At 68.6% G+C, this 25,561-nt stretch carries 17 protein-coding genes and 1 pseudogene; 11 read left to right on the forward strand and 7 right to left on the reverse strand.

Annotation, left to right across the window (positions count from 1 at the left end; translation table 11 throughout):
* Positions 1 to 139: 139 nt before the first annotated feature.
* The gene (locus AC4GY7_RS10540) at positions 140 to 1,780 is read right to left on the reverse strand and encodes a carboxylesterase/lipase family protein (RefSeq protein WP_491113599.1); all 1,641 of its coding nucleotides are present in this window, start codon (positions 1,778 to 1,780) and stop codon (positions 140 to 142) included.
* Positions 1,777 to 3,096, reverse strand: coding sequence for a spinster family MFS transporter (locus AC4GY7_RS10545; RefSeq protein WP_491113600.1), 1,320 nt, complete (start codon positions 3,094 to 3,096; stop codon positions 1,777 to 1,779). The genes AC4GY7_RS10540 and AC4GY7_RS10545 overlap by 4 nt, the downstream gene beginning before the upstream one ends.
* Positions 3,097 to 3,301: 205 nt before the next feature.
* Here AC4GY7_RS10545 and AC4GY7_RS10550 point away from each other — a divergent pair, with 205 nt between their 5' ends.
* A complete protein-coding gene (locus AC4GY7_RS10550; protein ID WP_491113763.1) occupies positions 3,302 to 3,913 on the forward strand; it encodes a TetR/AcrR family transcriptional regulator in 612 nt (203 codons plus the stop codon).
* 75 nt (positions 3,914 to 3,988) lie between these two features.
* On the forward strand, positions 3,989 to 4,867 hold the full coding sequence (locus tag AC4GY7_RS10555) for an SDR family NAD(P)-dependent oxidoreductase (RefSeq protein ID WP_491113602.1): 879 nt from the start codon (positions 3,989 to 3,991) through the stop codon (positions 4,865 to 4,867).
* Positions 4,868 to 4,910: 43 nt separating this feature from the next.
* Here the strand turns inward: AC4GY7_RS10555 and AC4GY7_RS10560 are convergent, their stop codons facing one another.
* Both AC4GY7_RS10560 and AC4GY7_RS10565 read right to left on the reverse strand, forming a co-directional pair.
* Positions 4,911 to 5,615, reverse strand: coding sequence for a hypothetical protein (locus AC4GY7_RS10560; RefSeq protein ID WP_491113604.1), 705 nt, complete (start codon positions 5,613 to 5,615; stop codon positions 4,911 to 4,913).
* A complete protein-coding gene (locus AC4GY7_RS10565) occupies positions 5,612 to 6,814 on the reverse strand; it encodes a glycosyltransferase family 4 protein (RefSeq protein WP_491113606.1) in 1,203 nt (400 codons plus the stop codon). Before AC4GY7_RS10565 ends, AC4GY7_RS10560 begins: the two co-directional genes overlap by 4 nt.
* Positions 6,815 to 6,981: 167 nt before the next feature.
* On the opposite strand from AC4GY7_RS10565, the gene AC4GY7_RS10570 reads away from it, so the two are divergent.
* Positions 6,982 to 7,644 (forward strand): response regulator transcription factor, encoded by a 663-nt coding sequence (locus AC4GY7_RS10570; RefSeq protein ID WP_491113608.1) that lies wholly within the window; start codon positions 6,982 to 6,984, stop codon positions 7,642 to 7,644.
* On the forward strand, positions 7,641 to 8,987 hold the full coding sequence (locus tag AC4GY7_RS10575; protein WP_491113610.1) for a sensor histidine kinase: 1,347 nt from the start codon (positions 7,641 to 7,643) through the stop codon (positions 8,985 to 8,987). The genes AC4GY7_RS10570 and AC4GY7_RS10575 overlap by 4 nt, the downstream gene beginning before the upstream one ends.
* Before the next feature lie 13 nt (positions 8,988 to 9,000).
* On the opposite strand, the gene pelA is transcribed toward AC4GY7_RS10575, so the two are convergent.
* Entirely contained in the window at positions 9,001 to 10,281 is a 1,281-nt protein-coding gene (pelA, locus tag AC4GY7_RS10580) for a pectate lyase (protein WP_491113612.1), read from the reverse strand.
* A 270-nt stretch (positions 10,282 to 10,551) separates the two neighbouring features.
* Here pelA and AC4GY7_RS10585 point away from each other — a divergent pair, with 270 nt between their 5' ends.
* From AC4GY7_RS10585 to AC4GY7_RS10615, 7 genes are all read left to right on the forward strand, one after another.
* Positions 10,552 to 11,493: a pectinesterase family protein gene (locus AC4GY7_RS10585; RefSeq protein ID WP_491113614.1), complete on the forward strand. Its 942-nt coding sequence runs from the start codon at positions 10,552 to 10,554 to the stop codon at positions 11,491 to 11,493.
* A gap of 29 nt (positions 11,494 to 11,522) precedes the next feature.
* The gene (locus tag AC4GY7_RS10590) at positions 11,523 to 15,113 is read left to right on the forward strand and encodes a TonB-dependent receptor domain-containing protein (RefSeq protein WP_491113616.1); all 3,591 of its coding nucleotides are present in this window, start codon (positions 11,523 to 11,525) and stop codon (positions 15,111 to 15,113) included.
* A gap of 83 nt (positions 15,114 to 15,196) precedes the next feature.
* Positions 15,197 to 16,450: a family 43 glycosylhydrolase gene (locus tag AC4GY7_RS10595; protein WP_491113617.1), complete on the forward strand. Its 1,254-nt coding sequence runs from the start codon at positions 15,197 to 15,199 to the stop codon at positions 16,448 to 16,450.
* Positions 16,447 to 18,048, forward strand: a complete 1,602-nt coding sequence (locus tag AC4GY7_RS10600; protein WP_491113619.1) for a family 43 glycosylhydrolase — start codon at positions 16,447 to 16,449, stop codon at positions 18,046 to 18,048. The genes AC4GY7_RS10595 and AC4GY7_RS10600 overlap by 4 nt, the downstream gene beginning before the upstream one ends.
* Positions 18,045 to 20,657 carry a glycoside hydrolase family 3 C-terminal domain-containing protein gene (locus AC4GY7_RS10605; protein WP_491113621.1) on the forward strand — a complete coding sequence of 871 codons (2,613 nt, stop codon included), beginning with the start codon at positions 18,045 to 18,047 and terminating at the stop codon, positions 20,655 to 20,657. Before AC4GY7_RS10600 ends, AC4GY7_RS10605 begins: the two co-directional genes overlap by 4 nt.
* 18 nt (positions 20,658 to 20,675) lie before the next feature.
* Positions 20,676 to 21,491 carry a rhamnogalacturonan acetylesterase gene (locus AC4GY7_RS10610; RefSeq protein ID WP_491113623.1) on the forward strand — a complete coding sequence of 272 codons (816 nt, stop codon included), beginning with the start codon at positions 20,676 to 20,678 and terminating at the stop codon, positions 21,489 to 21,491.
* Positions 21,492 to 21,505: 14 nt separating this feature from the next.
* Positions 21,506 to 23,941 carry a glycoside hydrolase family 95 protein gene (locus AC4GY7_RS10615; RefSeq protein WP_491113625.1) on the forward strand — a complete coding sequence of 812 codons (2,436 nt, stop codon included), beginning with the start codon at positions 21,506 to 21,508 and terminating at the stop codon, positions 23,939 to 23,941.
* 166 nt (positions 23,942 to 24,107) lie between these two features.
* On the opposite strand, the gene AC4GY7_RS10620 is transcribed toward AC4GY7_RS10615, so the two are convergent.
* Complete coding sequence (locus AC4GY7_RS10620) at positions 24,108 to 24,755, reverse strand: GntR family transcriptional regulator (protein ID WP_491113765.1); 648 nt, start codon at positions 24,753 to 24,755, stop codon at positions 24,108 to 24,110.
* A gap of 25 nt (positions 24,756 to 24,780) precedes the next feature.
* Positions 24,781 to 25,542 (reverse strand): annotated as a pseudogene (locus AC4GY7_RS10625) (4-hydroxyproline epimerase); the annotation flags it as partial.
* Positions 25,543 to 25,561 lie beyond the last annotated feature (19 nt).

Genomic DNA, 25,561 nt, shown 5'->3' on the forward strand with positions numbered 1-25,561 from the left:
AATCCATAGCCTATCGGTGTGCGGCGCGGTGGACCCCGGAACAAGTCCGGGGTGACGAAGGAATAGAGAACATCAGCGCGGATCAGACAGCCCATATGCGATAGCGCTGCCCGGCACGGAAAGGGGCTCTACCCGACGCTCATTCGCAGCCGGCCGCTTTCGGCGGCAGCTTCGGGGCGGCGAGGCCGACGTTCCAGTTCCAGCCGATCGTGCCGGTCGCGCGGCGGCGGCACATCACGCTTTCGTTGAGCGCGAACATGCCGGGCATCAGGTCGCGCGCGGGCTGGGGCGTCGCGGCGAAATGCATGTAGCTGCGCGCAGCGTCATAGGCGGGCCACGGCGCCGCATTCCTGGCGACCGGCTTGCCGTCGCGCACGAAGCTTGCCCAATAGTCGAGCATCGCGTCGGACAGCGCGCGTTCGCCCGGCGTATCGGGCACCTTCGGCCAGCGTGGCGGCGTGCCGCCCGGCGTGCCGAAGACGAACGGCAGTTCGCTGGCGTGGAAGGCGTGCAGATCGGCCCCGTCCATCGCCGGATAGCCATGATCGAACAGGTAGAGATAGGCAGGCTGGCCGAGCGCCGCCTGCTTGCGGACCAGCCGCTCCGAGGTCCAGCCGTAAAGCGCATCGCGCGTCGTCGCGAGGATGCTCTCGCGATAATCGGCGGCGGGGTAGAGTTGCAGGAAGCGGCCGGCGAGGTCCGCGTAGGACGCGCGGATCGCCTTTTCATAGGCCGCGGCATCCGCCGGCGCCTTGGGCGCGAGCATGCGCAGCGAGCGGATCTCGCCCTGGTTGAAGCCGGCGAGCACCGGCACCGGCGCCTGGCGCCCCTGATCGAAGGCATCGACCACCTGCTGCGGCAGGACCGCGCCGTCGACCACGCCGAACGGCGCGAAGCCGAGCTTCGCCGCGGTGTCGGTCAGCGCCTGCGCATCCATGCCGCGCAGGCCGGCGATGTCCGGCACCTGCAACGCGCCGGTCAGCAGCTGCCCGCCGCCTTCGCCGGACGGCATGCCGAAGGCGGCTTTGCGCAGTTCCGGCATCGAGATCATATAGGCGCTCTGCGCGATCGCCCGGGTGAACAGGCCGCGCGCCGCGGGCGAGGACATCAGGTACAGCGTGCTGAGGCCGCCGGCGCTTTCCCCCGCCACCGTGACCTGGCGCGCATCGCCGCCGAACGCGCCGATATTGTCGCGGACCCAGGTCAGCGCGGCGATCTGATCGAGCAGGCCGTAATTGCCCGATACGCGCTGGCGCGATTCGCGGCTGAGCCAGGGGTGCGCCAGCCAGCCGAGCACGCCAAGCCGATAGTTGATCGACACGACGACGATGCCGCGTTCTGCGAGCTTGCGGCCGTCGTACATCGGTTCGCGGCTCGATCCGCTGACCAGGGCGCCGCCGTGGATCCAGACCATCACCGGCGCATTGCGGGCGTTCGCCGGCGTCCAGATGTTGAGCGTCAGGCAGTCTTCGCTGACCGGCATCGGCGGCCCTGCGTAGATCGTGGCGTTGGAACCTTGCGGCTGGACGCAGGCGGCACCGAAGGACGTGGCCGACCGCTCGCCGGCCCAGCGGGGCAGGGCCGCAGGCGGGCGCCAGCGCAACGCACCGACCGGCGGCGCGGCATAGGGTATGCCCTTGAAGACGCGGAGGTCGCCATCGCTGGTGCCGCGCACCGTGCCGGCGGGTGCGGTGACGACGGGCGCGGGATCGGCCGTGAGAACGGGTGAGGCGCCGGCAAGGGCGCCGGACAGCGCGGTGGCGATCAGCAGGGCTTTCATGCGGAGGTCTCCTGACGATGCAGCGTTCGCGCCAGCCACAGGAACAGGCCGATCGCGATGCCGTAGAAGGGAGTGAGGGTGTAGAGCGCCAGTTGCAGCGCGTTGGCGGCGCCGCCGGCCGCGAACCGGTCGCTGGCGGCGCCGACCCAGGTCGGCCCGAGGCCGAGGCCGATGAAGTTCATCACCAGCAGCAGCAGCGCGCCCGCCAGCACGCGTTGGTTGGGCGCCGCCTCTTCCTGCACCAGCGTCACCGAGCAGGAGAGATAGAAATAGTTGAAGAACATCACGACCGTCAGCAGCGACAGCGCGAGCGGCCAGGACGGTGCCCAGACGAAGGCGACGTAGAAGGGCATGGCGATGGCGAGCGATACCGCCGGTGCGACCGCGAAGACGCGGCGCGAGCGGCGTGACAGGCGATCGATGATCCGGCCCGATGCGACCATGCCGCCGCCCATGCCGATGACGATCGCCAGCGCATACCAGATCGCGATCTCCGGCAGCGTCATGCCCTTTTCCCGGATCAGGAAGAGGACGGCGAAATTGCCGAGGCCGTACGTGACGAACTGCGTTGCGCCACTGCCGAAGGCGGCGAGCGTCATCACCGGATTGGTGAAGAAGGCGCGCAGCGTCGCCCAGAACGGCGCCTTGTCCCGCTGCATGTCCCGCTGCACGCTGCCGCCGGGGTCGGCGGCGCCGCGGGCGGGTTCGGGAATGACGAAGGGCAGGGCGATCGCCGCGACGACGCCGATCGCACCGATCGCGACGAAGGCATCGCGCCAGTCGAACAGCGTGGCGATCGTCGCGCCGAGCGCGATGCCCAGCGCCGCCCCGATCGGCGGGCCGAGATTGTAGATGCCGAAGGCGACGCCGCGGCGGCCGGGTGCGAACGTATCGGTGATGAGCGCGTAAGAGGGCGGCACCCCGCCCGCCTCGCCGAACCCGACGACCATGCGGGCGGCGACCAGCTGCGGATAGGTGCGGGCGAGACCGCAGGCGATCGTCGCCGCGCTCCAGATCGCGCAGGCGATCGTCAGTACGCCGACGCGGCTGGTGCGATCGGCCAGCCAGCTCACCGGAATGGCGATGAAGCAATAAAACATCGCGAAATACAGCCCGCCGATCAGCCCCAACTGGCCATCGGTGATACCGAGCGAATCCTGGATCGGCTTGGCGAGGATGCCGAGCAGCTGGCGGTCGAGGAAGTTGAGGACGTAGACGAAGGTCAGCATCGCGAGCACGATGCCGGGGTGGCGGGCGCGTGCCGTCCGTCGTTCCTGCCGGGGCACACCCGGTGCCATGCTGCTCGTAACCGCCATACCCTCTCCCACTGTGTCGTGGTTTGTGGTGGAAGGATGATCCACTCCTCCGGGCCTGTCAATGCACACTCACTTGCGTGTGAACTTATCGTGATGGGACCGGAATGGCTTGACGGTAACGCCCGAACGCCGGAGGGACGGACGGGTGACGCAAGCCGAGAAACCCGCCCGCCGCTCCCGCAAGGCCGACCAGCGCGCGGCGACGATGGAGCAGATCTACGACGCGGCCGAGGAGCTGTTCTCCAAGCACGGCCTCCACGGCGTCACGCTGAAGGATGTCGCCAAGCAGGTCGGTGTCCACCATACGCTGCTCAATTATTATTTCGCCGACAAGAAGGCGCTGTTCGACGCCGTCTTCTCGCGCCGCGCCGGCGTGACCAGCGAGCGGCGGATGAAGGCGCTCGACGATTACGAGGCCGCGGTCGGCGACAAGCCGACGGTGGAGGGGGCGCTACGCGCGTTCCTCGATACCGACCTCGACACCTATATCGAGGGGGGCGAGGGCTGGAAGAATTACGCCAAGCTCGGCGCGCAGGTGGCCAACACGCCCGAATGGGGCGCCGAGCTGATGGACCAGCATTTCGACCCCGTCGTGCTGCGCCTGATCGCCCTGCTCAAGACGGCGATGCCGGAATGCCCGGAAGAGCGCATCTTCTGGGGCTATCACTTCGTCACGGGCGCGCTGATGCTGACGCTGGCACGCACCGGACGCATCGACAAACTGTCCGGCGGTCTGTGCCATTCCGACGATTTCGGTGCGGTGAAGGAGGTGATGGCGACGTTCATGGCAGCAGGCTTCCGCTCCATCTGCACCTGATCGGCATCGCGTGTCAGATCGATATTGCGCGCTGATTATCATTCGCTATCAAGAGAGCGAATGATAATCAGGAGAGTGACTGTGGCGCTTGGCGGACGAACGGCGATCATCACCGGTGCGGGCGGTGGCCTGGGGCGGGCGCATGCGCTCTATCTGGCCGGCAAGGGCGCCAGGGTGCTGGTCAACGACGTATCGGTGGAGGCGGCCGAGCGCGTCGCGGCGGAGATCGTGGCGGCCGGCGGTGAGGCGATGGCCTTCGGCGCGTCGGTGACCGACGAGGAAGCGGTCGAGCGGATGGTCGCGGCGATATTGGGTGCCTGGGGGCGGGTGGACATCCTCGTCAACAATGCCGGCATCCTGCGCGACAAGAGCTTCGCCAAGATGACGATCGCGGATTTCCGCACCGTCGTCGACGTGCACCTGATCGGCGCCGCGATCTGCACCAAGGCGGTGTGGGAGCCGATGCGTGCGCAAGGCCATGGCCGGATCGTGATGACCACATCCTCGTCGGGCCTCTACGGCAATTTCGGCCAGGCGAATTATGGCGCGGCCAAGATGGCGCTGGTCGGGCTGATGCAGACGCTGGGGATCGAGGGCGAGAAATACGGCATCCGCGTCAACTGCCTGGCGCCGACGGCGGCGACGCAGATGACCGAAGGCGTGCTGGATGCCGAGAGCCTTGCGCTGCTGGCGCCGGATCGGGTGTCGCCCGCCTTGCTGACGCTGGTCGGCGACGATGCGCCGACGCGCGCCATCGTCTGTGCGGGGGCGGGCCATGTCGCGGCCGCGCATGTGACGCTGACCGCGGGGCGCTACATCGGCGCCGGCGACGATGCGGGTGAACAGATCGTCGCGCACTGGCCGGATATCGCCGATCGCGCCGACGAGATCGTCCCGGCCTATGGCTTCGTCCAGGCGGAGCGCGAGGTTGCGGCGGCGCGAGGCCATCGCTGAGCGCCGTCGGCCGACGGGCCTCGCCCCGTCGGCACCGGCCCGTTCAGAGCTGATGCACCAGACGCAGTCCGGCACGCGGCCGCCATGCGCTGCCTTCGTCGCGCTGCGCACCCACGCCGGCCTGCAGCTGGATGCGCCGGCTCAATCCCTGCTGCAGCTGCGGCATCACCAGCGTCGAACGCGTCGCGCCGATCCTCAGGTTGACCTCCACGCCCGCGGTGGTGGCGGCGGCGATGTCGTAGAAGCTGGTGTGATTGACCAGCAGTGCACGGGTCTCCGCGCCCGCCGCGCCGACATCGCCGACGCCGACCATGGTCAGCGTGCTGGTCTTCGCCCCGAAGCGGTTGCCGATGACGTAGAGCAGCGAACTCTGGAAACGCCGGTGCTCGCGGTTCCACAGCCCGAGATATTGCACCCCGTGAATGCCGCGGCCCTTGTTGAACAGGCCGAACGTGCCCTGCAGGCCCAGCTTGTAGTCGGTCACCCGGCGGTTCTCGAACGGCAGTTCCAGCTCCACCGCCATGTTGTGGGCAAAGGCATATTCGATCTCCGGCGCCCATTCGACCGTGCGGTGCGGCCCCGACAGGTCGCGTTGCGCCAGCGCGTTGATCTCCAGTTCGCCGCGCCGCGCGCCGAGCGGGCGGACGAGGTCGAAGACCATCGGCTCGGCGATTTCCGGAGCGTCCTGCGCGGCGGCGGGGATGGGGAGGGCGGCGAGCAGCAGCAGGCCGAAACGCAGCCGGGTCATCGCGCCACATCCCCCGGCAGCAGTTCGCTATAGGCCTCCCACACCATCGCGGAGGCGCGATCCCAGCTATAGGCGGCGCTCGCCTCTCTCGCGCGCCGGCCGATCGCCCGGCGCCGTTCGGGAAACATGACGAGGCGGGCGATCGCCTCGCTCGCCGCCTCGTGATTTCCGGCGGGGTAGAGGACGCCGCTGCCGTCCTTGAGCAGGGTCTCGGCGCTCGGCGCATCGACGCTGACGGTCGGCAGGCCGCTCGCCATCGCCTCCAGCGTGACGTTGCCGAATGCCTCGGTGACGCTGGGATTGAAGAAGATATCGGCACTGGCCACGGCCCGCCCCAGCGCATCGCCGTCGAGATGGCCGGTCAGCCGTGCCGCCGGCAGCCGCTGCCGCAGCCACTCGCGTTCCGGCCCGTCGCCGATGACGAGCGGCTTCACGGCGACGCCGGCGGCGAGCAGGCGGTCGACGACCGCCACATAGTCCGCCAGCCCCTTTTCCTTGACCAGCCGTCCGAAGAACAGGATCGCGCAGGCGTCGTCGATCGCATGGACGCGCCGCCACGAGGCGTCGCGGCGGGCCGGATCGAACTGCTGCCGGTCCACTCCCCGGCTCCACAGCCGCACCGTCTCGCCGCAACCGGCGGCGATGAACTGGTCGAGGATCGGATCCGTCGGCACGAGAACGCGATCGCTGCGCCGATAGAATTGCCGAAGGTGGCGCTCGATCGCCGGACGGACGAGGCTCGCACCATAGAATTGCGCATAGGTTTCGAAGCGGGTGTGTAGGCTGGCGACGAGCGGTACGCGCATCGTCCGCGCGAGCCGCTGCGCCGCGATCCCCGTCCAGTCGGGCGCCGATACGTGGATCAGATCGGGGGCGAACGCCCTGATGTCCTCCCGCACCGCCCTGGGGAGGCCGAGCCCGAGCCGGTAATCGCCGCGTCCCGGCAACCGGATGGAAGGCACGGACACCAATGTGCCGCTCGGCGCGAAGGCCGGATCGGCGGTGGTCGGCGAATAGACGCGAACATGGGCACCACGCCGTTCGAGGTCGTCGACCAGCCGGTTGAGCGCGCGGTTCGCTCCGTCGCGCACGTAATTGTAGTTGCCCGAGAACAGCGCGATGCGGGCGCCCCGCCGCGGGGTCGCGGCCGGCTGCGGGTCCAGCGGTTCCGTACGGGCGCGGCTGGCGGTGATCGCCATGGTCGGTATCTCCACCTCAAGCGAGTGCGTGATCGCCCATGGTCGCAACGGTGGCGAAGCGGGCGCTGGAGGCGGGCTAAATCTGCTGGATTACGTGAACCTTACATCGCGCCGACGACGACAGGGGCAGGGGAGATGCGCTAGCCGGAGGGGCTATGCGCTTGTTGATGATCGAAGACAGTGCCGATCTGGTGGGCATGCTGCGCGACGTGTTCGCGGGCGCGGGCTACGCGCTGGACCATGCCGGCACCGCGGAAGACGGCCTGCTGATGCTGGAGGTCGGGCATTATGCCGCGGTCATCCTCGACATCGGGTTGCCGGACCGCGACGGACGCGATGTGGCCCGGACGATGCGGATGCGCGACGATCCGACGCCGGTCATCCTGCTCACCGCGCGCGGCAGCGTGGCCGATCGCGTGTCCGGGCTGGAGTCGGGCGGCGACGACTATCTCGTCAAACCCTTCGCGCCGGAAGAATTGGTCGCGCGCGTCCAGGCGCTGCTCCGGCGCAGCGGCATGGTCGCGCATCGTGAGATCACCTGCGGCGACATCGTCTTCGACCCGGCATCACGCGATGTCCGCATCGGCGGCACCGTGACGGTGCTGTCGGCGCGGGAACTCAGCATCTTCGAATCCCTGATCCAGCGTCAGGATCGGGTCGTCGCCAAGGCGCAGCTCGAGGCGCAATTGTTTGGCATGGGCGACGCGCTGGGCTCCAACGCGCTCGAAGTGTACGTCCACCGCCTCCGCCGCCGGCTGGCCGAGGCTGCCGCCCGCGCGCAGATCGTCACGGTGCGGGGCGTCGGCTATATGCTGGTCGCATCGGCGTGAGGATCATCGCCCCCCGGTCGCTGCTGTTACGCATCCTTGGCTGGCATGCGGTCGCCGTGGTGGTCACCGCCTTCGCCGTCGCGCTCGGCGTGTACCTGTTCCTGGATGCCACCGCCGACCATCTCGAACGGCAGACGCTGCGCTCGCAGGCTGCGGCGATCGCGGGCGCGCTCGTCGTCGAAGCAGGGGGACGGCTACGCATAGCGGCGTCGCGCGAGGCGAGCGTGCCGGGGGCGGACGCGGGCATGGGCTATATCGTCGTCGATCGCGACGGACGTGCGCTTCTTGCATCGTCGCCGCCACCGCCGATCGCGGTTCGCCGCATTCCACGCCGGCCGGAGGCGGCCTATTTCACCCGGCGTTCGCGGCGCAGCGTCTTTGCCGGGCTGAGCGTGCCGATCGTGCGGCAGGGACGATCGCTGTGGATCGTCGCGACGCAGAACCTCGATCATCCCGCCAGCACCGTCGACGATATCGTCCGCCAGTTCCTGCTCTACGGCGTCGCCATCGTGCTGCCGTTGCTGCTGATCCTTCTCGGCATCGACGCGCTGATCGTACGCCGGGCGTTGCGCCCGGTGCGTCGCGCCTCCGCACTGGTGCGCACGATCGGCTCGACGCGGCTCGACGTCCGGCTGACCGATCCGGCGATCCCGCTGGAGGTGCGCCCGCTGGCCGATGCGGTGAATGCCGCGCTCGACCGGCTCACCGACAGTGTGCGGATGCAGCGCGACTTCACCGCCGATGCCGCGCACGAGCTGCGCACGCCGATCACGCTCGCCCGGATGCGGGCGAGTGCGATCCCCGATCCGGCGCTGCGCACCGCGTTGATCGACGATCTCGATGCGCTGACGCAGACGGTCGGACACCTGCTCGACATCGCCGAGATGGATTCATCCGACACGGTGCCGATGGCAAAGGTCGACCTGTCGGACCTGGCGCGGCAGTGCGTCGCCGGAATCGCACCTCTGGTATTCCGGACCGGCCGATCGATCGCGCTGCACGATGCCGAGCGGCCGATCGTCGTGCGCGCACAGCCCCAGTTCGTGGCGCGCGCGCTGAACGCCATGCTGGAGAATGCGGTGAAGCATAATCCTCCGGGTACACGCATCGACGTGAGCGTCGCGGCAACCAGCCTCACCGTGGCGGATGATGGCCGCGGCATCCCGCCCGCCGAGCAGGATCATGTCTTCCGCCGCTTCTGGCGCCGCGACCGTGCCGCCACGGGCAACGCCGGCCTGGGTCTCGCGATCGTCCAGCGCGTGGCGGAACTGCACGGCGGGCGGGTCATGCTGGAATCGCAACCCGGACGGACGCGGTTCACCCTGCATCTGTCGCCCCGCTGACGCGCGCCCGCGATCAGGCGGCGTGGCGGCTCCGCCACTTGGCATAAGCGGCCGCCACGTTCGCCCCGGTCGCATTGAACCAGGAATAGCCGTTCCGCCGTTCCAGGCTGATCGCGTTCACGTCGTCGTGGATCGATCGGTCGCGGTCGCCGAAGACCGGTTTCTGCGTGACGGGATCGTAGAAGCGTGCCCAGAGCGGCTTGGCACCCGGTTGCTCGACCAGGCGGCGGCCGCCGGGAGCGGTCGCATCGGTCCAGGCTCGGTCGCTGACGGCGTGGCTCGCGAACCAGGCCGCGCCGTCGGTGATCGCCTGGCGGACCGCGGGCGAAGGATCGGGCTGCTGCATCAGGAAGCGCAACACCGCCGCGCTTTCCGCGGTGGCGAGCGCGATCGGTTCGAAGTTGCGCGCGCCGACGGGGCGCAGGGTCAGCGAGTCGTATTGCTGCGCCCAGATCGTGCGCCGCCCGCCCTCGACCACCTGCGTGGCGAGCAATGTCGCCACGGATCGTGCCGCCGCCGCACGCGCCTCGGCACGCAGCGCATCCGGCACGAACGCGTAATCTCCGGTGCCCGCGGCGGTGCGTTGCAGCAGCGCGGTCGCCTGGATCATGGTATCGTCGTTCAGCGTCAGCGCATCGTGATAGCCGCCCTGCAACGGATAGACCTGCGGCCAGCCGCCGGACGGCAACTCCGCCTGCAACAGATAGCGGACGCCCTTCACGAATGCGGTGCGGTAGCGCTCGCCGTCCGCGCCGGGGCGGCCCGCCTGCGCCCGCGCCAGGAAGGACAGCTCGGTCGTGGTCGCATCATTGTCCAGCGTCCCGATGAAGCTCCAGCCGCCGGCGAGGTCCGCGGCGGCATAGACGCCCGCCTTGCTGTCGAAGGGGAGGTACATCTGCCCGCGCGCCCGGGGCGGGGCGCTGCGATCCTGGTTCTTGCCCCAGCCGCCGGTCGGCGTCTGATAACTGACGATATTGTCGGCGATGCGCCGGCCTGCGTCGCCGGCATACCAGGCGGCATCGCGATCGAGCGGCATCGTCGCCGTCTTGCCCTCCGGCGGGGGGGCGGGGATCGTCGCCAGCCCCTGCCGCTCGGCGGCCAGCGCCGCCTTGTCGCGCGCCATCGCCGCGGTCGAACGCGCGATGTAGTCGGCCCAGGCGCGCCGGGCCGTCGGGGGCAGCGCGCCGAGCCGCTCCACGGTCAGCGATGGCGGCGGCGCCATATGGCCGATTACCGCAGCGACCGCCGGTACCGCGGTCATGGTCATCAGACATGCCAGGACAAGGCTTTTCATGCTCGATCCTCTTCCCTTTATTATCATTGCAATGCCATCCTGCCTTCAAGTGACACCGGTAGCAATAAAAGCTTGCAGCCCGCCGCGAATCGGCTAGCTTTAGCGCTACCATCAGAGTCCGATAGGACCGCTGGCAGAGGAGGGGGCATGTCGATCGGTTCGGCGGCAAAACAACAGCTTGAGGTTTCGCGCAGAGTCGCGATCGGCGTGTTGGGTGCCGTTGCGACGACCCCGGCATCCGCGCTCGCGGTGCCCTCGAACCAGCTGCATGTGAGTGCTGTTGACACCGGTAGCAACAGCCTTGCCGATGCCCTGCGCCGGGCCGCGTCCCTGCCGGCGCCGGTGACGATCACCATCGCACCCGGCCTGTATCGCGAGAAGCTGCACGTCGCCGTCCCCGGCGTCACCCTGGTCGCGACCGGACCCGGCGTGGTGATCGCCAATGGCGCGGCCGCCGGCCACATCGCGCCCGACGGCAAGCCTTGGGGCACCGGCCGGTCCGCCACGCTGACCATCGATGCGCCCGGCGTGACGCTGCGCGGCCTGACGATCCGCAACGATTTCGATTACATCGCCGACACCGTCAGCCATGCGAGCGGCGGCGCGCAGGCCGTGGCGCTGTCGATCGCGCGCACCGCCGACCGGGTGCTGGTCGAGCGATGCGTGCTCCAAGGCTATCAGGACACGCTCTACGTCGGTGCCCGCGCGCTCTTTCGCCGGTGCAGGATCGCGGGCGGCGTCGACTTCATCTTCGGCGGCGCGGCGGCGCTGTTCCAGAATTGCGACATCGTCACGCGCCACGTGCCCGGCGCCCCCGAAAGCGGCTTCGTCGCCGCGCCGAGCACCCTGGCTGCCGACCGCTTCGGCCTCGTCTTCGATCGCTGCCACGTCACCCGCGAAGCCGGCGTGCCGGACGGCTCGACCTGGCTCGGCCGCCCGTGGCGGGCCGGCGGCAACATGGCGATCCTCGGTGCCGCCGCCTTCCTGCGCTGCCGGCTCGATGCGCACATCAAGGCCGCGGGCTGGACCGGCATGGGCTTCACCGATCCCGCCGGCGTCCGCCGCACGCTGACGCCCGAGGAGGCGCGACTGTTCGAATGGCGCTCGACCGGCCCCGGTGCCGCCGCGCCGGCAGCGACACGCAAGCAGCTCACAGACGCGGAGGCTGCGGCCTTCACGCCGGACGCAATTCTACAAGGCTGGGTCCCATGAGGTCACCAGCCACATCCAGGGAGAACATGATGAACTATTCGACGGTGACCCCCTTCAGGCGCGGTGCGTCGCTCGGCGCGCTGGCGCTCGCCAGCCTGTTCGCCATCCCCGCCGGCGCGCAAGACCAGGCCGCCCCGGCCGCGCCCGCCCAGCAACCTGCGTCCGTGGCGGCCGGTTCGGACCCGGCGGTGGACACCAGCGGCAACCCGACGCTGACGCCGGCCGCGGACGGCCCCTCCAGCGTCAACGATACCGGTGCCGACACCACGCAGACCCGCTCCAGCGTCGGCGAGCAGAAGGGCGCCAATGCCGACAATTTCGACCCGGCGCAGGACATCGTCGTCACCGGTTTCCGCGGGTCGATCCAGAATTCGCTCAACCAGAAGCGGTTCTCCGACGTGCAGATCGACGCGATCAATGCGCAGGATATCGCCGACTTCCCCGACGCCAACCTCGCCGAATCGCTGCAGCGCCTGCCGGGCGTGTCGATCGACCGCGACAATGGCGAAGGGCGCGGCATCACCGTCCGTGGCCTCGGCGGCGACTTCAACCGCACGCGCCTCAACGGCATCGAGGCGCTGTCGACCGCGGGCTCCAACGATTCCGGCACCAGCCCCAATCGCAGTCGCTCGTTCGACTATTCGACCTTCGCGTCCGAATTGTTCAGCGCGCTGAAGGTGCAGAAGACGCCGTCCGCCGAAACCGACGAAGGCTCACTGGGCGCCACGATCGATCTCGAAACCGGCCGGCCCTTCGATTTCAAGGGCACGCGCATCGGCGGATCGGCGACCGCCAGCTACAACGAGAACAGCAAGAAGGCGAACCCGCGCCTCGCCGGCCTCGCGTCCTTCCGCTTCGGCAAGGACAAGCGGATGGGCTTCCTGTTCTCGGGCGCCTACAACAAGACCGAAAACATCATCGACCAGTATAACCGCGGCGTCGGCGCTTCGGATTATCTCTATCGCAGCAGCCAGTTCGTCGGCGAGGGCACGACGCAGCGCGCCGGTTTCTCGGCACCGGTCGGCACGATCAACTACGCCAATCCCGATGCGACCGCCTTCCAGACCGGGTCGGATCCGGCGGCTTATGCCAAACTCTATCCCGGCGCGCCGTACAACACGGCCGGCCGCTTCGATGATTCCACCGTCCGCATCCCGGCGCTGCCGGCGCTGACGCACCAGGTCGTCCGCAATCAGCGCCTGGGCCTCACCGGTGCCTATCAATGGGATGTGACGGACAAGACGCGCATCTCGATCGACGGCCTCTATTCGCGCTTCCACAACGAGAGCGAGAACGATCAGCTGTCGCCCGTCGGCCTCAATCGCAACAATACCAACGCGGCCTACAACACCGCCGCCGGACGCCTCACGCCGACGGCGGCGCGCGCCGCCTATCCCGGCCTCTGCACGCCCGCTGCGGGCAGCGCCATCGCCGTGTCGCAGGATTGCGGCCAGTCGCTCTACGGCACCACGCCGGCGTTCGGCACCGCGCTCAACGCGCAAGGGCAATTGGTGCCTTCGGTGCTCGGCAGCGCAGCGGTGGTGCCGGGTGCGACGAGCCCTGCCAACGCCAACATCTTTTCGACCAATCCCTACAACCTCGACCCCTATGATTATTACAACAACCCCAACTCGGTCGGGTACATCCCGTCGAGCAACGGCCTTGCCTATCGCGGCCAGCTGATCGGACGGCCCAGCGTCGACGTGCTCGACGCCAATGTCACCAACGGGCTTGCCGACTATCTCGTCCTGCGCAACGTCGACATGCGGTCCGCGGTGGATTATGCGGAATACACTACCAAATTTTGGCAAGGCACGTTCCGCCTCGACCAGGAATTCACCGATAATTTCAAGATGACCGCCATCTACGGCCGGTCGAAGTCGGTGAACTATTCCACAGGCCTGCTGGTCGAATTCAACCGCATGGATTCGCCCCAGAACTTCGTTTTCGACGATCGCGCGCACGGCAACATGCCGTTGCTCGACTTCGGCTTCGACGTCGCCGATCCTGCCAACTGGACGACGGTCAAGGGCTTCTCGGCGATCCGCCATTACGAACGCTACGTCCGCAACACCTACGAGGCGATGCGCGCCGATTTCGACTGGCGGGTCAACGACCAGTTCAACATCGGCTTCGGCGGTACGCTGCGCCGCTTCGGCTTCTTCACCTCGCAGGGCGAACGCAACACCGACACGCTCAACCCGACCCTGCTGGAGGCGGGATCGACCACCGCGGCGAACAGCAAGGTCGTGCCGTTCGGTCAGGGGTTGCAGACGCCGGCCGGGACCGTGTCAAGCTTCCTCGTTCCCGACATCGCCAAATTCAACAACCTGCTCGGCTTCCAGTGCGACTGCATCAACAAATACGGCGATTGGCGCCTGACCACCAAGCGCAACGGCGGGTCGGCGACGTTCGGGGTCGATGAATATGACAAGGGCCTGTATCTCCAATTCGACTTCAACACGGAGATTTTCGGCCGATCGCTGCGCGGCAATGCGGGGACGCGCGTCGCCTTCACCGACGTGACCTCGAACGGCACGTCGCAGGCCGGGCGCCCGATCGTCGGACGCAACAGCTATACCGACTGGCTGCCCTCGCTGAACCTCAACTACGAGATCGTGCGCAACCTGATCCTGCGCCTCGGCGCATCGAAGGTGATGGCGCGCCCGCTGCTCGGCAATCTATCGCCGACGATCACCTCCATCTCGATCCCGAGCAACGGCGACAACCAGGGCGCCTCGTTCACCATCGGCAATCCCAAGCTGGCGCCGTTCCGGTCGAGCAACATCGATCTCAGCGCCGAATGGTATTTCACCCGCAGCAGCCTGTTCTCGGTCGCGGTGTTCAAGAAGGACGTCGACAATTTCCCGCAGACGGTGCTGTTCGCGGCGCCCCTGTCGCAGTTCGTCGACGACGCCACCCGCGCCGCGATCCGGGCGCAGTATACGAACGTCAACCAGCTCGCCTATCTCGATGCCAATTTCCCGTTCATCGCGCGCCAGTATCGCGATGCGCCGGGCGGCTACATCAAGGGGATCGAGGTCAACTTCCAGCAGAACCTCACCTTCCTGCCCTGGGCGTTCCGCAACCTCGGCGTGCTGTTCAACTATACGCACATCAAGTCGGAGCTGAACTACATCCTCGATCCGGGCGCGGTCAGCGCGGCGGGCGTGGTGACCCGGCCGCAGGTGCTGGGCAAGGGACCGTTCCTGGGCGTGTCGCCGGATGCGATCAACGCGACCCTGTTCTACGAGACCAAGGCGTTCCGCGCCCGCGTCTCGGTCGCACAGCGTGCCGGCTACAGCACCACCTATCCGCTGGCCGCGGGTTCGTGCAGCCCCGGCCTCTCCACCGTCGGCGGCGCGGTCGTCGCCGGTGCGGTGGTCGAGAGCGTCGGCTGCGATAGCCCGCTCATCAACGACTTTGGCTTCAGCCGGGGCACGACCAACGTCGATGCCTCGATCAACATCAACCTGATGAAGGGGCTGTCGATCTCGGCCGAGGGGCTGAACCTCACCAACCAGACCAGCAACCGCTATGCCTATGACGGGCAGGAGGCAGTGTCCCAATACGGCAGCTCCGGCCGCGTCTACCGCTTGGGCGCGCGCTTCAGCTTCTGATTACCCCCAACCTCCCCGGGGGCTCCTCCGGCCCCGCGTACCGGTGACGGATCGCGGGGCCGCTTTGAACGAAAGGCGTGGGCATGAAACGACGCGATGTGTTGATCGGCGGCCTCGTCTGCGCAGGCGGTGCGGTCGCCCGGCCGCTGGTGCAGGCAGGGCCTGGCTACGGCCCGGCACCGCTGCCTGGCACCAAGCGCGCGGCGGATGCCGACGACAGTGGTCGTATCGTACCGCCGCCGCCCAAGGATTATTGGCGGTTCAGCGGCGTGAGCGGTGCCGGCCGGCGCGCCACGGCGGCGAGCGCCAGCGGCGGCTGGACCAGCGGCATGCCCGACGTCCGCTACAAGGGGCCGGGCACGCCGCGCTATCCGGTCGCGCCCTGGAACGATTCCGATGCGGGCACCGCGGTGAAGGCGGGATTGCTGCCGCGGATCCGGCCGTTGCACGACGTGCATATCCGCGACACGATCGTCTGCCCGGGCGGCGATGGCTATTACTACATGACGGGATCCACGGGCGACAACATCTGGGCGGTCAACGACGGCGTCGAGTTGTGGCGTTCCAAGGACCTCGACACTTGGGAATATCGCGGGCTCGTCTGGTCGATCGAGCGCGACGGCGTGTGGGAAAAGGCGTGGCGGATGCGGGCAGGGGTGCCGTTCCGCGCGCTCTGGGCGCCCGAAATCCACTTCATCCGCGGCAATTACTACATCTGCCACTCGATCAGCCGCGCCGGTCTTGCCGTGCTGAGAAGCACCACCGGGCGCGCCGAAGGGCCCTATGTCCATGCCTTCTCGCCGACCGCGCCGATCCGTCGCAGCATCGATGCGACGCTGTTCGACGATGGCAAGGCGGTGTGGCTGACCTACGGCTCCGCCGACGAGATCGTGCGGCTGAGGGATGATCTGTCGGGCCTTGCCGGCGAGTGGCAAAAGATGACCGCGACCGAGTGGGACAACGACCAGCGCCATCATCGCACCCCTTGCGGCCCCGATGGCTGCCGCAAACTGGGCTATGAGGGCGCGACCATGTTCCAGCGCGACGGCATCTATTATCTCGGTGTCGTCGATCGCTACGAGGGGCGCTATTCGTTCCGCATCTGGATGAGCGACGCGCCGACCGGCCCCTGGCGCGAACCGCACGAAGGCGCGCCGTGCTGCGGCGGCGGCAACATCTTTCGCGACCGGACGGGCCGCTGGTGGCAGACCTTCTTCGGCAACGACGATGCCAGCCACTTCCGCGAAAAGCCCGGCATCGTCCGCATCGATTTCGACGCGCGTGGCCGTGTCGTCGTCCATCCCGACCAGCCCTTTCTGATCCAGGAGCCTGCATGACCGACTTCAACCGGCGCGACGCCTTCGGACTCGCCGCGCTCGCCGGCGGCGCTGCGCTGATCCCCGGGGCGCCCGCCTCGGCCGCGGCGCCTGCGAACGCCTCGCCCTGGCGTCGCGGCTATGACGGCCAGCGCATCGCCGACCTCGGCGATGGCCGTTTCCTCAATCCGCTGATCGGCGGCGACCGCCCCGATCCCGCCATCCTCAAGGACGGCGCGGATTATTACATGACCTTTTCCAGCTTCGACAGCTATCCGGGCCTGACGATCTGGCACAGCCGCGACCTCGTCAACTGGCGCCCGCGTGGGCCGGCGCTTACCCGCAACATCGGCTCCGTATGGGCGGTCAGCCTCGAAAAGCACGGCAACCGCTATTTCCTCTATATTCCGGTCAAGGCGAGCCCGAAGAACGACATCTACGTCATCCACGCCGACAGCATCGACGGTCCGTGGTCCGATCCCGTCAGCCTCGGCCTCCACGACCATATCGATCCCTGCCATGCGGTGGGCGAGGACGGCTCGCGCTGGCTGTTCCTGTCGGGCGGCGACCGCATCCGCCTCGCCGAGGACGGCCTGTCGACGGTCGGCAAGGTCGAGCACGTCTACGACCCGTGGCGCTACCCCGACGATTGGGATGTCGAGGGGTTCAGTCCGGAAGGCCCCAAGATCCACCGCCACGGCGGCTGGTTCTACATGATTACGGCGGTCGGGGGCACCGCCGGGCCGCCGACCGGGCATATGGTGATCGTCGCCCGCTCGCGTTCGATCCACGGCCCCTGGGTCAACGATCCGGGCAACCCGATCGTCCGCACCGTGTCGAACGACGAGAAATGGTGGTCGCGCGGCCACGCCAGCCTGGTCGAGGCACCCGACGGCAGCTGGTGGTCGGTCTACCACGGCTATGAGAACGGCTTCTGGACGCTGGGGCGGCAGGTGCTGCTCGATCCGGTGCGCTGGACCGCCGACGGCTGGTTCCGGATGACCGGCGGCGACCTGTCGAAGCCGCTGCCCAAGCCGAAGGGCGGGCAGGGCGGCCCGCACGGCCAGCCCCTGTCGGACGATTTCGGCAAGCCGCTGGCGCTGGGTGCGCGCTGGAACTTCTTCCGCCCCAGCCCGGCCGAGCGCGACCGGGTGCGCGTCGATGGCGGCGTGCTCCATCTTAAGGCGAGCGGCAAGGCGCCGGTCGATTCCTCGCCGCTGCTGCTCATCGCCGGCGATCAGGCCTACGAATTCCAGTGCGATGTCGAGATTGCACCGGGCGGCACCGCCGGGCTCGTCCTCTTCTACGACGACAAGCTCTATTGCGGCCTGGGCTTCGACGAGAAGCGCTTCGTCACCCATCAATATGGCATCGAACGCGGCCGTCCCGCCAACCCGCACGGCCGGCGGATGCTGATCCGGATCGCCAACAAACGGCACATCGTCGCCATCCACACCTCCGGCGACGGCGGCCGGACGTGGCAGCGCTTCGACCGCGGCATGGAGGTGTCGGGCTATCACCACAACGTGCGCGGCGGGTTCCTGATGCTGCGTCCGGGCCTCTATTCGGCGGGGGCGGGCGAGGCGCGTTTCCGCGACTTCCGGTTCCGCGCGCTGTGATCGCCCGCGCCGCCGCCCTCGTGCTCCTCGCCACATCGGGGATCGCCGGTGCCAGCGACCTGCCGTTCCGCGATCCGTCGCAGCCGGCGGAGCGGCGCGCCGCCGACCTCGTCGGCCGGCTGACACTGGCGGAAAAGGCGGCGCAGCTGAAGGATCTGGCGCCCGCCATCCCGCGGCTCGGCATTCCTGCTTATGCCTGGTGGAGCGAAGGGCTGCACGGCGTCGCCCGTGCGGGCGAGGCCACCGTCTTCCCGCAGGCGATCGGCCTTGCGGCAACCTGGGACGCCGCGCTGGTGCAGGAGGTCGGCGACGTCACGTCGATCGAGTTCCGCGCCAAATATCTCGCTGCCCGGCATCCCGACGGATCGTCCGACAAGTACCGCGGGCTCACCGTCTGGTCGCCCAACGTCAACATCTTCCGCGATCCGCGCTGGGGACGGGGGCAAGAGACGTTCGGTGAGGACCCCTATCTGACCGCACGCATGGGCGTCGCCTTCATCCGTGGGCTACAGGGTCGCGATCCGGCGCATCCGCGGACGATCGCCGCGGTGAAGCATTTCGCGGTGCATAGCGGGCCGGAGGCGGATCGCCACCGCGACGACATACACCCCTCTGTCCACGACCTCGAGGACACCTATCTGCCCGCCTTCCGCGCCGCGGTGGTGGAGGCGGGCGCGCAGGGGCTGATGTGTGCCTACAACGCCGTCGATGGCATCCCCGCTTGCGCCAGTCCGCTGCTCGCCAGCCGGGTGCGCGGGCGCTGGGGCTTCACCGGCCATGTCGTCTCCGATTGCGCCGCGATCGCCGATATCGTGATGCCGGGGTCGCACGGCTATGTGCCGACCTCGCAGGCAGCGGTGGCAGCCGCGCTCAACGCCGGCACCGACCTGTTCTGCGCCGAATTCGGCCTCGGCAAGAGCAGCGATCCGCAGATCGTCGTCGACGCGGTTCGCCAGGGCCTGCTGACACAGGCGGTGCTGGATCGCGCGGTGACCCGCTTGTTCGAGGCGCGCTTCCGCCTCGGTATCCTCGACGCCGCGCCCCCCGCCGACGGCATTGCCGCCACCGACTTCGACACGCCCGCGCATCGCGCCCGTTCGCTCGACACGGCGCGCAAATCACTGGTGCTGCTGAAGAACGACGGTCTGCTGCCGATCAAGGGCGAACCCCGCCGGATCGCGGTGATCGGCCCCAATGCCGACAGCGTCGATGCGCTGGTCGGCAATTATGCCGGCACGCCGTCCGCGCCGGTCACCGTGCTTGCCGGCCTTAGGCAACGCTATCCGCAGGCCGACGTCCGCTATGTCGAGGGGACGGGGCTGATCGGCGCACCGCTCAAGCCCGTACCCGCCGATGTCGTGTGCGTGGATCGCGCCTGCACCACGCGTGGCCTGCGCGTCGAGGAATTCGCCGGCACCGCGCTCGCCGGCGCACCGGTGCGCACCGCGACCGACCCCGCCGTCCGCTTCGAATGGGGCAAGCCCGAACGGCGCGAGCGGACGACTTCGATCCGCTGGACCGGCTATCTGACCGCAGGCGAGACGGGGCCGTACCGCTTCCGCCTCAACGGTGACGGCGGCTATCGCATCCGGGTGGATGGCAGGATCGTGGTCGATGCCTGGGACGCCGCCGATCCCGCCTCGATCGCCGACGGCGAGATCGCCTTGCAGGCCGGCCGGCGCTATCCGCTCGTCGTCGAGGCGATCCAGACCGGCAGCCGCGGCGACCAGAGCCTCGCCTGGAGCAACTTCGGCGCGCGCGGCGAGGCCGCGGTGGCGGCGGCGCACGACGCCGATCTCGTCGTCTTCGTCGGCGGGCTGACCGCCAGGCTGGAGGGCGAGGAGATGCGCGTCCAGGCACCAGGCTTCGCCGGCGGCGATCGTACCAGCCTCGACCTTCCCCGCCCGCAGCAGGACCTGCTCGAACGCGTGGCGGCGACGGGCAAGCCGTTGGTGGTGGTCTTGATGAACGGCAGCGCCCTCGGCGTGGAATGGGCCGACCGTCACGTGCCCGCGATCGTCGAGGCCTGGTATCCGGGTGGCGAGGGCGGGCAGGCGGTCGCCGAACTGATCGCCGGCGATTTCAGCCCGGCGGGTCGCCTGCCGGTGACCTTCTATCGGTCTGCCGATCAGCTGCCGCCGTTCAAGGATTATGCGATGGCGGGGCGCACCTATCGCTATTTCGCAGGCGATCCGCTGTACCGGTTCGGCCACGGCCTCAGCTACACCCGCTTCGCCTATGCCAACGCCCGGCTCGATCGCGCCGGCATCCGGGCCGGTGATCCCGCCGGCCTCAGCGTCCGCGTCACCAACACCGGCCGCATCGACGGGGACGAGGTCGTCCAGCTCTATGGCACGCAGGCCGCGCCCGGCGCGCCGCTGCGCGCGCTGATGGGGTTCCGGCGCATCCACCTCAAGGCCGGCGAGAGTCGGGAGTTGCGCTTCGCGATCGACCCGCGGACGATGAGCGTCGTCGATCCGGCCGGCAACCGTGCGGTGGTGGCCGGCACGCTCGACCTGTGGATCGGCGGCGGCCAGCCGCGCGGCCGCGATGCCGCCCCCGGCACCGCCGCACGCCTCACCATCGCCGGCACGCGCCGGCTCGACTGACCGGGAGGATAGACACTCATGAGCCGATACGTGCTTGCCGCCATGCTGCTCGCCGCTGCCGGTGCGGCGCCTGCGCAGCTGACGCCGCCGCCGGGCAGCCCGCCGGTCAAGCGGATCGAGCCGTCCAAGGTCATCCTGGTGGGCGATTCCACCACGGCTGTGATCGGCGGCTGGGGGCCGGCTTTCTGCGCCGATCACGTCACCTCGTTCCTCGCCTGCGTCAATCTTGCGCGCGGCGGCCGCAGTTCGGGTAATTACCGCTGGGAGGGATCATGGGACGTCGCGCGCAATGAGATGCGCGTGCCCGGCTATCGCCGGACGTGGGTACTGATCCAGTTCGGCCACAACGACCAGCCGGGCAAGCCGGGGCGCTCGACCGACCTTGCGACCGGTTTCCCCGAGAACCTGCGCCGCTACGTACGCGAGGCACGGGCGCTGGGCGCCACGCCGATCCTGGTCACGCCGCTGACCCGCCGGATCTTCGAAGGCGGCACGCTGGTCGACGACCTCGCCCCCTGGGCCGCGGCGACGCGGCAGGTCGCCGCCGAACTGAAGGTGCCGCTGCTCGATCTCCATGCCGACAGCCGCGCCGCGGTGCAGGCGCTCGGCCCTACCGTGTCGCAGATGTTCGCGCAGCTGCCCGCGGGAACGCAGGCCACCGGCCCCGCCGCTACGCCCGTGGCGACCGAGGTACAGGTGCAGCCGCTGGCGATGCCGAAGCTCTCCTTCGACAACACCCATCTCGGCAAGGCGGGGGCCGCCTTCTTCGCGACGATCGTGACGAAGGAACTGGCGGAGGCGGTGCCCGAGATGCGGCCGCTGCTGGTCCCATGAACGAAAGGTCGACGATGCCGGACACCGGATGCGATATCAGCCGTCGCGATGCGCTTGCGGCGCTGTCGGTCGGCGCGAGCCTCGCGGTGCCCGTTGCGGCTGCCGCCCGGCCGGCTTCGGCCGGCGAGCCCGACCCGGCATCGACGCTGCTATGGTATGCGCAGCCCGCCACCAGCTGGGTGGAGGCGCTGCCGGTCGGCAACGGCCGGATCGGCGCGATGGTGCATGGCGGCATCGAACACGAACATATCCAGCTCAACGAAGACACGATGTGGGCGGGCGGTCCGTACGATCCGGTCAGCCCGGAGGCGCTCGCCGCATTGCCCGAGGTGCGGCGGCTGGTGTTCGCCGGTCGCTTTGCCGAGGCGCAGGCGCTGGTCGGCGAAAAGCTGATGGCGCGGCCGATCCGCCAGATGGCCTACGGCACCATCGGCACGTTGGTGATCGACTCCGCCGGCGCGCCCGCCGCGCCCGCGCCCGCCGCAGCGCCCAAGGGGCTGAGAAGCGACGTCACCCCGATCGAGCCGTCGCGGCCGATCGCCGGCTATCGCCGCGAGCTCGATCTCGACGCGGCGGTCGCCGCCACGCGCTGGACGGCTGGCGGCATCGCCTATCGGCGGGAGGTGATCGCCTCGCCGGTCGATCAGGTCGTCGCGATTCGGCTGACCGCCGGCCGGGGCGGAACGATCAATGTCGACCTGTCGCTGACCACGCCGGTGAAGCAGGCGCAGGTCGTCGCCGGGCGTGGCGATGGCGAGATCGTGCTGGCCGGCCGCAACGACGCCTCCAACGGCATTGCCGGCGCGCTCCGCTTCGAGGCGCGGGTGAGGGCGGTCGCCACCGGGAGGCAGGTCCGCCACGAGGCCGGGCGGCTGAGCGTGCGTGGCGCACGCGAATGCGTCGTGCTGGTGGCGATGGCGACCAGCTACCGCCGCTTCGACGATGTGAGCGGCGATCCGACCGCGATCACCTCCGGCCAGATCGACGCCGCGGCGCGCCGCGGCTATGCGCGCATCGCCCGCGATACGACGGCGGCGCATCGCACCTTGTTCCGCCGCGTGTCGCTCGACCTCGGTCGCGGCGAGGGTACCGCCCGGCCGACCGATCACCGCATCCGCGATGGCGAGGGCGGCGGCGATCCGTCGCTCGCCGCGCTCTACTTCAACTACGCTCGCTACATGCTGATCGCCTGCTCGCGTCCGGGCAGCCAGCCGGCCAACCTCCAGGGCCTATGGAACGACACGCCCAATCCGCCCTGGGGCGGCAAATATACGATCAACATCAACACCCAGATGAACTATTGGCCGGCCGAGCCGACCGACCTGCCCGAATGCGTCCAACCGCTCGTCGCGATGGTCCGCGATCTCGCCGTCACCGGCGCACGCACGGCGCGGGCGATGTATGGCGCGCGTGGCTGGGTCTGCCATCACAACACCGATCTCTGGCGCGCCACCGCGCCGATCGACGGCCCCGCATTCGGCATGTGGCCGACGGGCGGCGCGTGGCTGTGCACGCATCTGTGGGACCATTACGATTATGGCCGCGACACGACCTATCTGGCGTCGGTCTATCCCCTGATCCGCGATGCCGCGCTGTTCTTCGTCGACACGCTGCAGCAGGACCCCACAACGGGCTTTCTCGTCACCAATCCATCGCTGTCGCCCGAAAACAACCATGGCCATGGCTCGTCGATCTGTGCCGGGCCGACGATGGACATGGCGATCATCAGGGACCTGCTCGGTCAGGCAGCCCAGGCGGCGGCGATCCTCGGCACGGATGCCGAACTTGCCCGGCAGTTCCTCGCCACCCGGGAGCGGCTCGCCCCGTACAAGATCGGCCAGCAGGGCCAGTTGCAGGAATGGCAGGCCGATTGGGACGGCGATGCCAAGGATATCCATCACCGCCACGTCAGCCACCTGTACGGCGTATTCCCCAGCCGGCAGATCGACGCCGTCGCTACCCCCGCGCTCGCCGCCGCGGCCCGGCGCTCGCTCGACATCCGCGGCGACGAGGCGACCGGCTGGGCGACCGCCTGGCGGATCGCGCTGTGGGCGCGGCTGCGCGACGGCAATCGCGCGCATCGCATCCTGCGCTTCCTGGTCGGTCCCAAGCGCACCTACCCCAATATGTTCGACGCCCATCCGCCGTTCCAGATCGACGGCAACTTCGGCGGCGCCGCCGCGATCGCCGAGATGCTGGTGAGCAGCACGCCCGACGAGATCATCCTGCTACCCGCACTGCCCGATGCCTGGCCTTCGGGTGAGGTAAAGGGCCTGCGCGTGCGCGGCGGCCATCGTGTCGCGGTGGTGTGGCGCAATAAGCGGCTGGTATCGGCGACGATCACTACAGCAACCGCCGGAACGGTCAACGTCCGCCTCGGGGACACGATGCGCGCGTTTTCAGCCAGACCCGCAAAGCCCGTGGAGGTGACGGGCGCCAGCTTCGTGTGAATGGCTGCGCACGGACGGTAGGTGGCCTCACGAGCGTCGATGAGGTGCGTTCGAAGCCCGGGGGGTCGTGGCGGCATTTGACGTGCAGCGCATAACGTGGGCAGTTTAGAATCTCGTTACGCCTGAAGTCGCGGCAGCGCCGATATGGACACTGGCAACCGTTCCGCTATCGGGCGGCGAACTGCACCTGCAAATCGTCCAGCGTCGCACCGATGTGGCGCGCCAGCAGGGCTTCAAGCTGCGGGCTGTCGCGGTCGAGGAAGGCGGCGAGCAGCGCGCTATGCTCATCGTGCGCGCGTGATCCGCGGCCCGAGGGTTGTAGGTGGGCGACGACGTAGCGCTCCGCCAGGATCGACAGCCTTTCGACGAGCTGCGTCGTCAGCAGCCGGCCGCCAGGACGAACGAGCGCTACATGGAAGTCTCGGTTGCGCACCGCGACTTCGGCGAGGTTCGTCTCCGCGGCGCGATCGAGCCGTTCGAATGCGGCGACGGCGCTGGCGCGTGCGTCCTCGTCCGCCTGCGTCGCTGCATAGGCCGCCGCCGCCGGTTCGATGGCCAGGCGCAACGCGTAGATTTCCTCGGCTTGGATCGCCGACATCGGTTGCACGAAGAACCCACGGTTGGCTTGGCTGGTCAGCAGCCCTTCCTGCTCCAGTCGGGCGAGCGCTTCACGGACCGGGATCTTGCTTACGCCGAGTTCCGCGGCGAGCGCATCCTGCCGTATCGGTGCCTGCGATCCAAGCTGACCGCTGACGATCTGTTCGCGCACGATGTCGAAGACCCGCTCCGACAGAGTTCTGACGACGATGCTCACCTTTGTCCCTTTACCGACCGCTGGGTCACGTGACTTGGAAGCCATGCCAGAAATGATCGTCGCGATCGATCCATATCGTGTTGAATCCAGTGGTTATCGCCGATCCTTCGATCGAAGGCACGATTCCATCCATGTCACCCACGGGGGTGGCGCGTTCGACGCGGCCGATGAAACGGCTGCCGATATAGCTTTCGTGGACGAAGCGGTCGCCGATGCCGAGCCGTCCTTGCGCAGCGAGGTGGGCGAGCCGGGCGGATGTGCCGGTACCGCAGGGCGATCGGTCGATGGCCTTGTCGCCGTAGAAAACAGCGTTGCGACCGTCCGCGTCCGCCGCGCGTGGCGCATCGGCCCACAAGACATGGCTGACGCCGCGGATCGTCGGATCGAGCGGGTGGACCGGTTCGACCGCCGCACGGACCTGCTCGCGCACCACGCGACTGAACGCGATCAGCGCATCGGCCCCGAGCGCGTCGAGGCCGGTATAGCCACCCTGCGGTTCGACGATCGCGTAATAATTGCCGCCATAGGATACATCGACGGACAAGGGGCCGAGCCCCGGAACGTCGATGGCGATGCCGGTCGCCGCGACATAGGACGGCACATTGACGATGCGGACCGCAGCGACGCGGCCGTCCTCGATGGCGTAATGGATATCCAGCAGGCCCGCCGGCACCTCCACCTTGAGCCTGCCGGGCGTTGCCGGCTGGATCAGGCCGTGCTCCAGCGCGAAGGTCACCATGCCGATCGTCCCGTGACCGCACATCGGCAGACAACCGGAGGTTTCGATACTGGCCGACGCTGCTGGC

Source organism: Sphingomonas sp. SP5 (assembly GCF_058313455.1).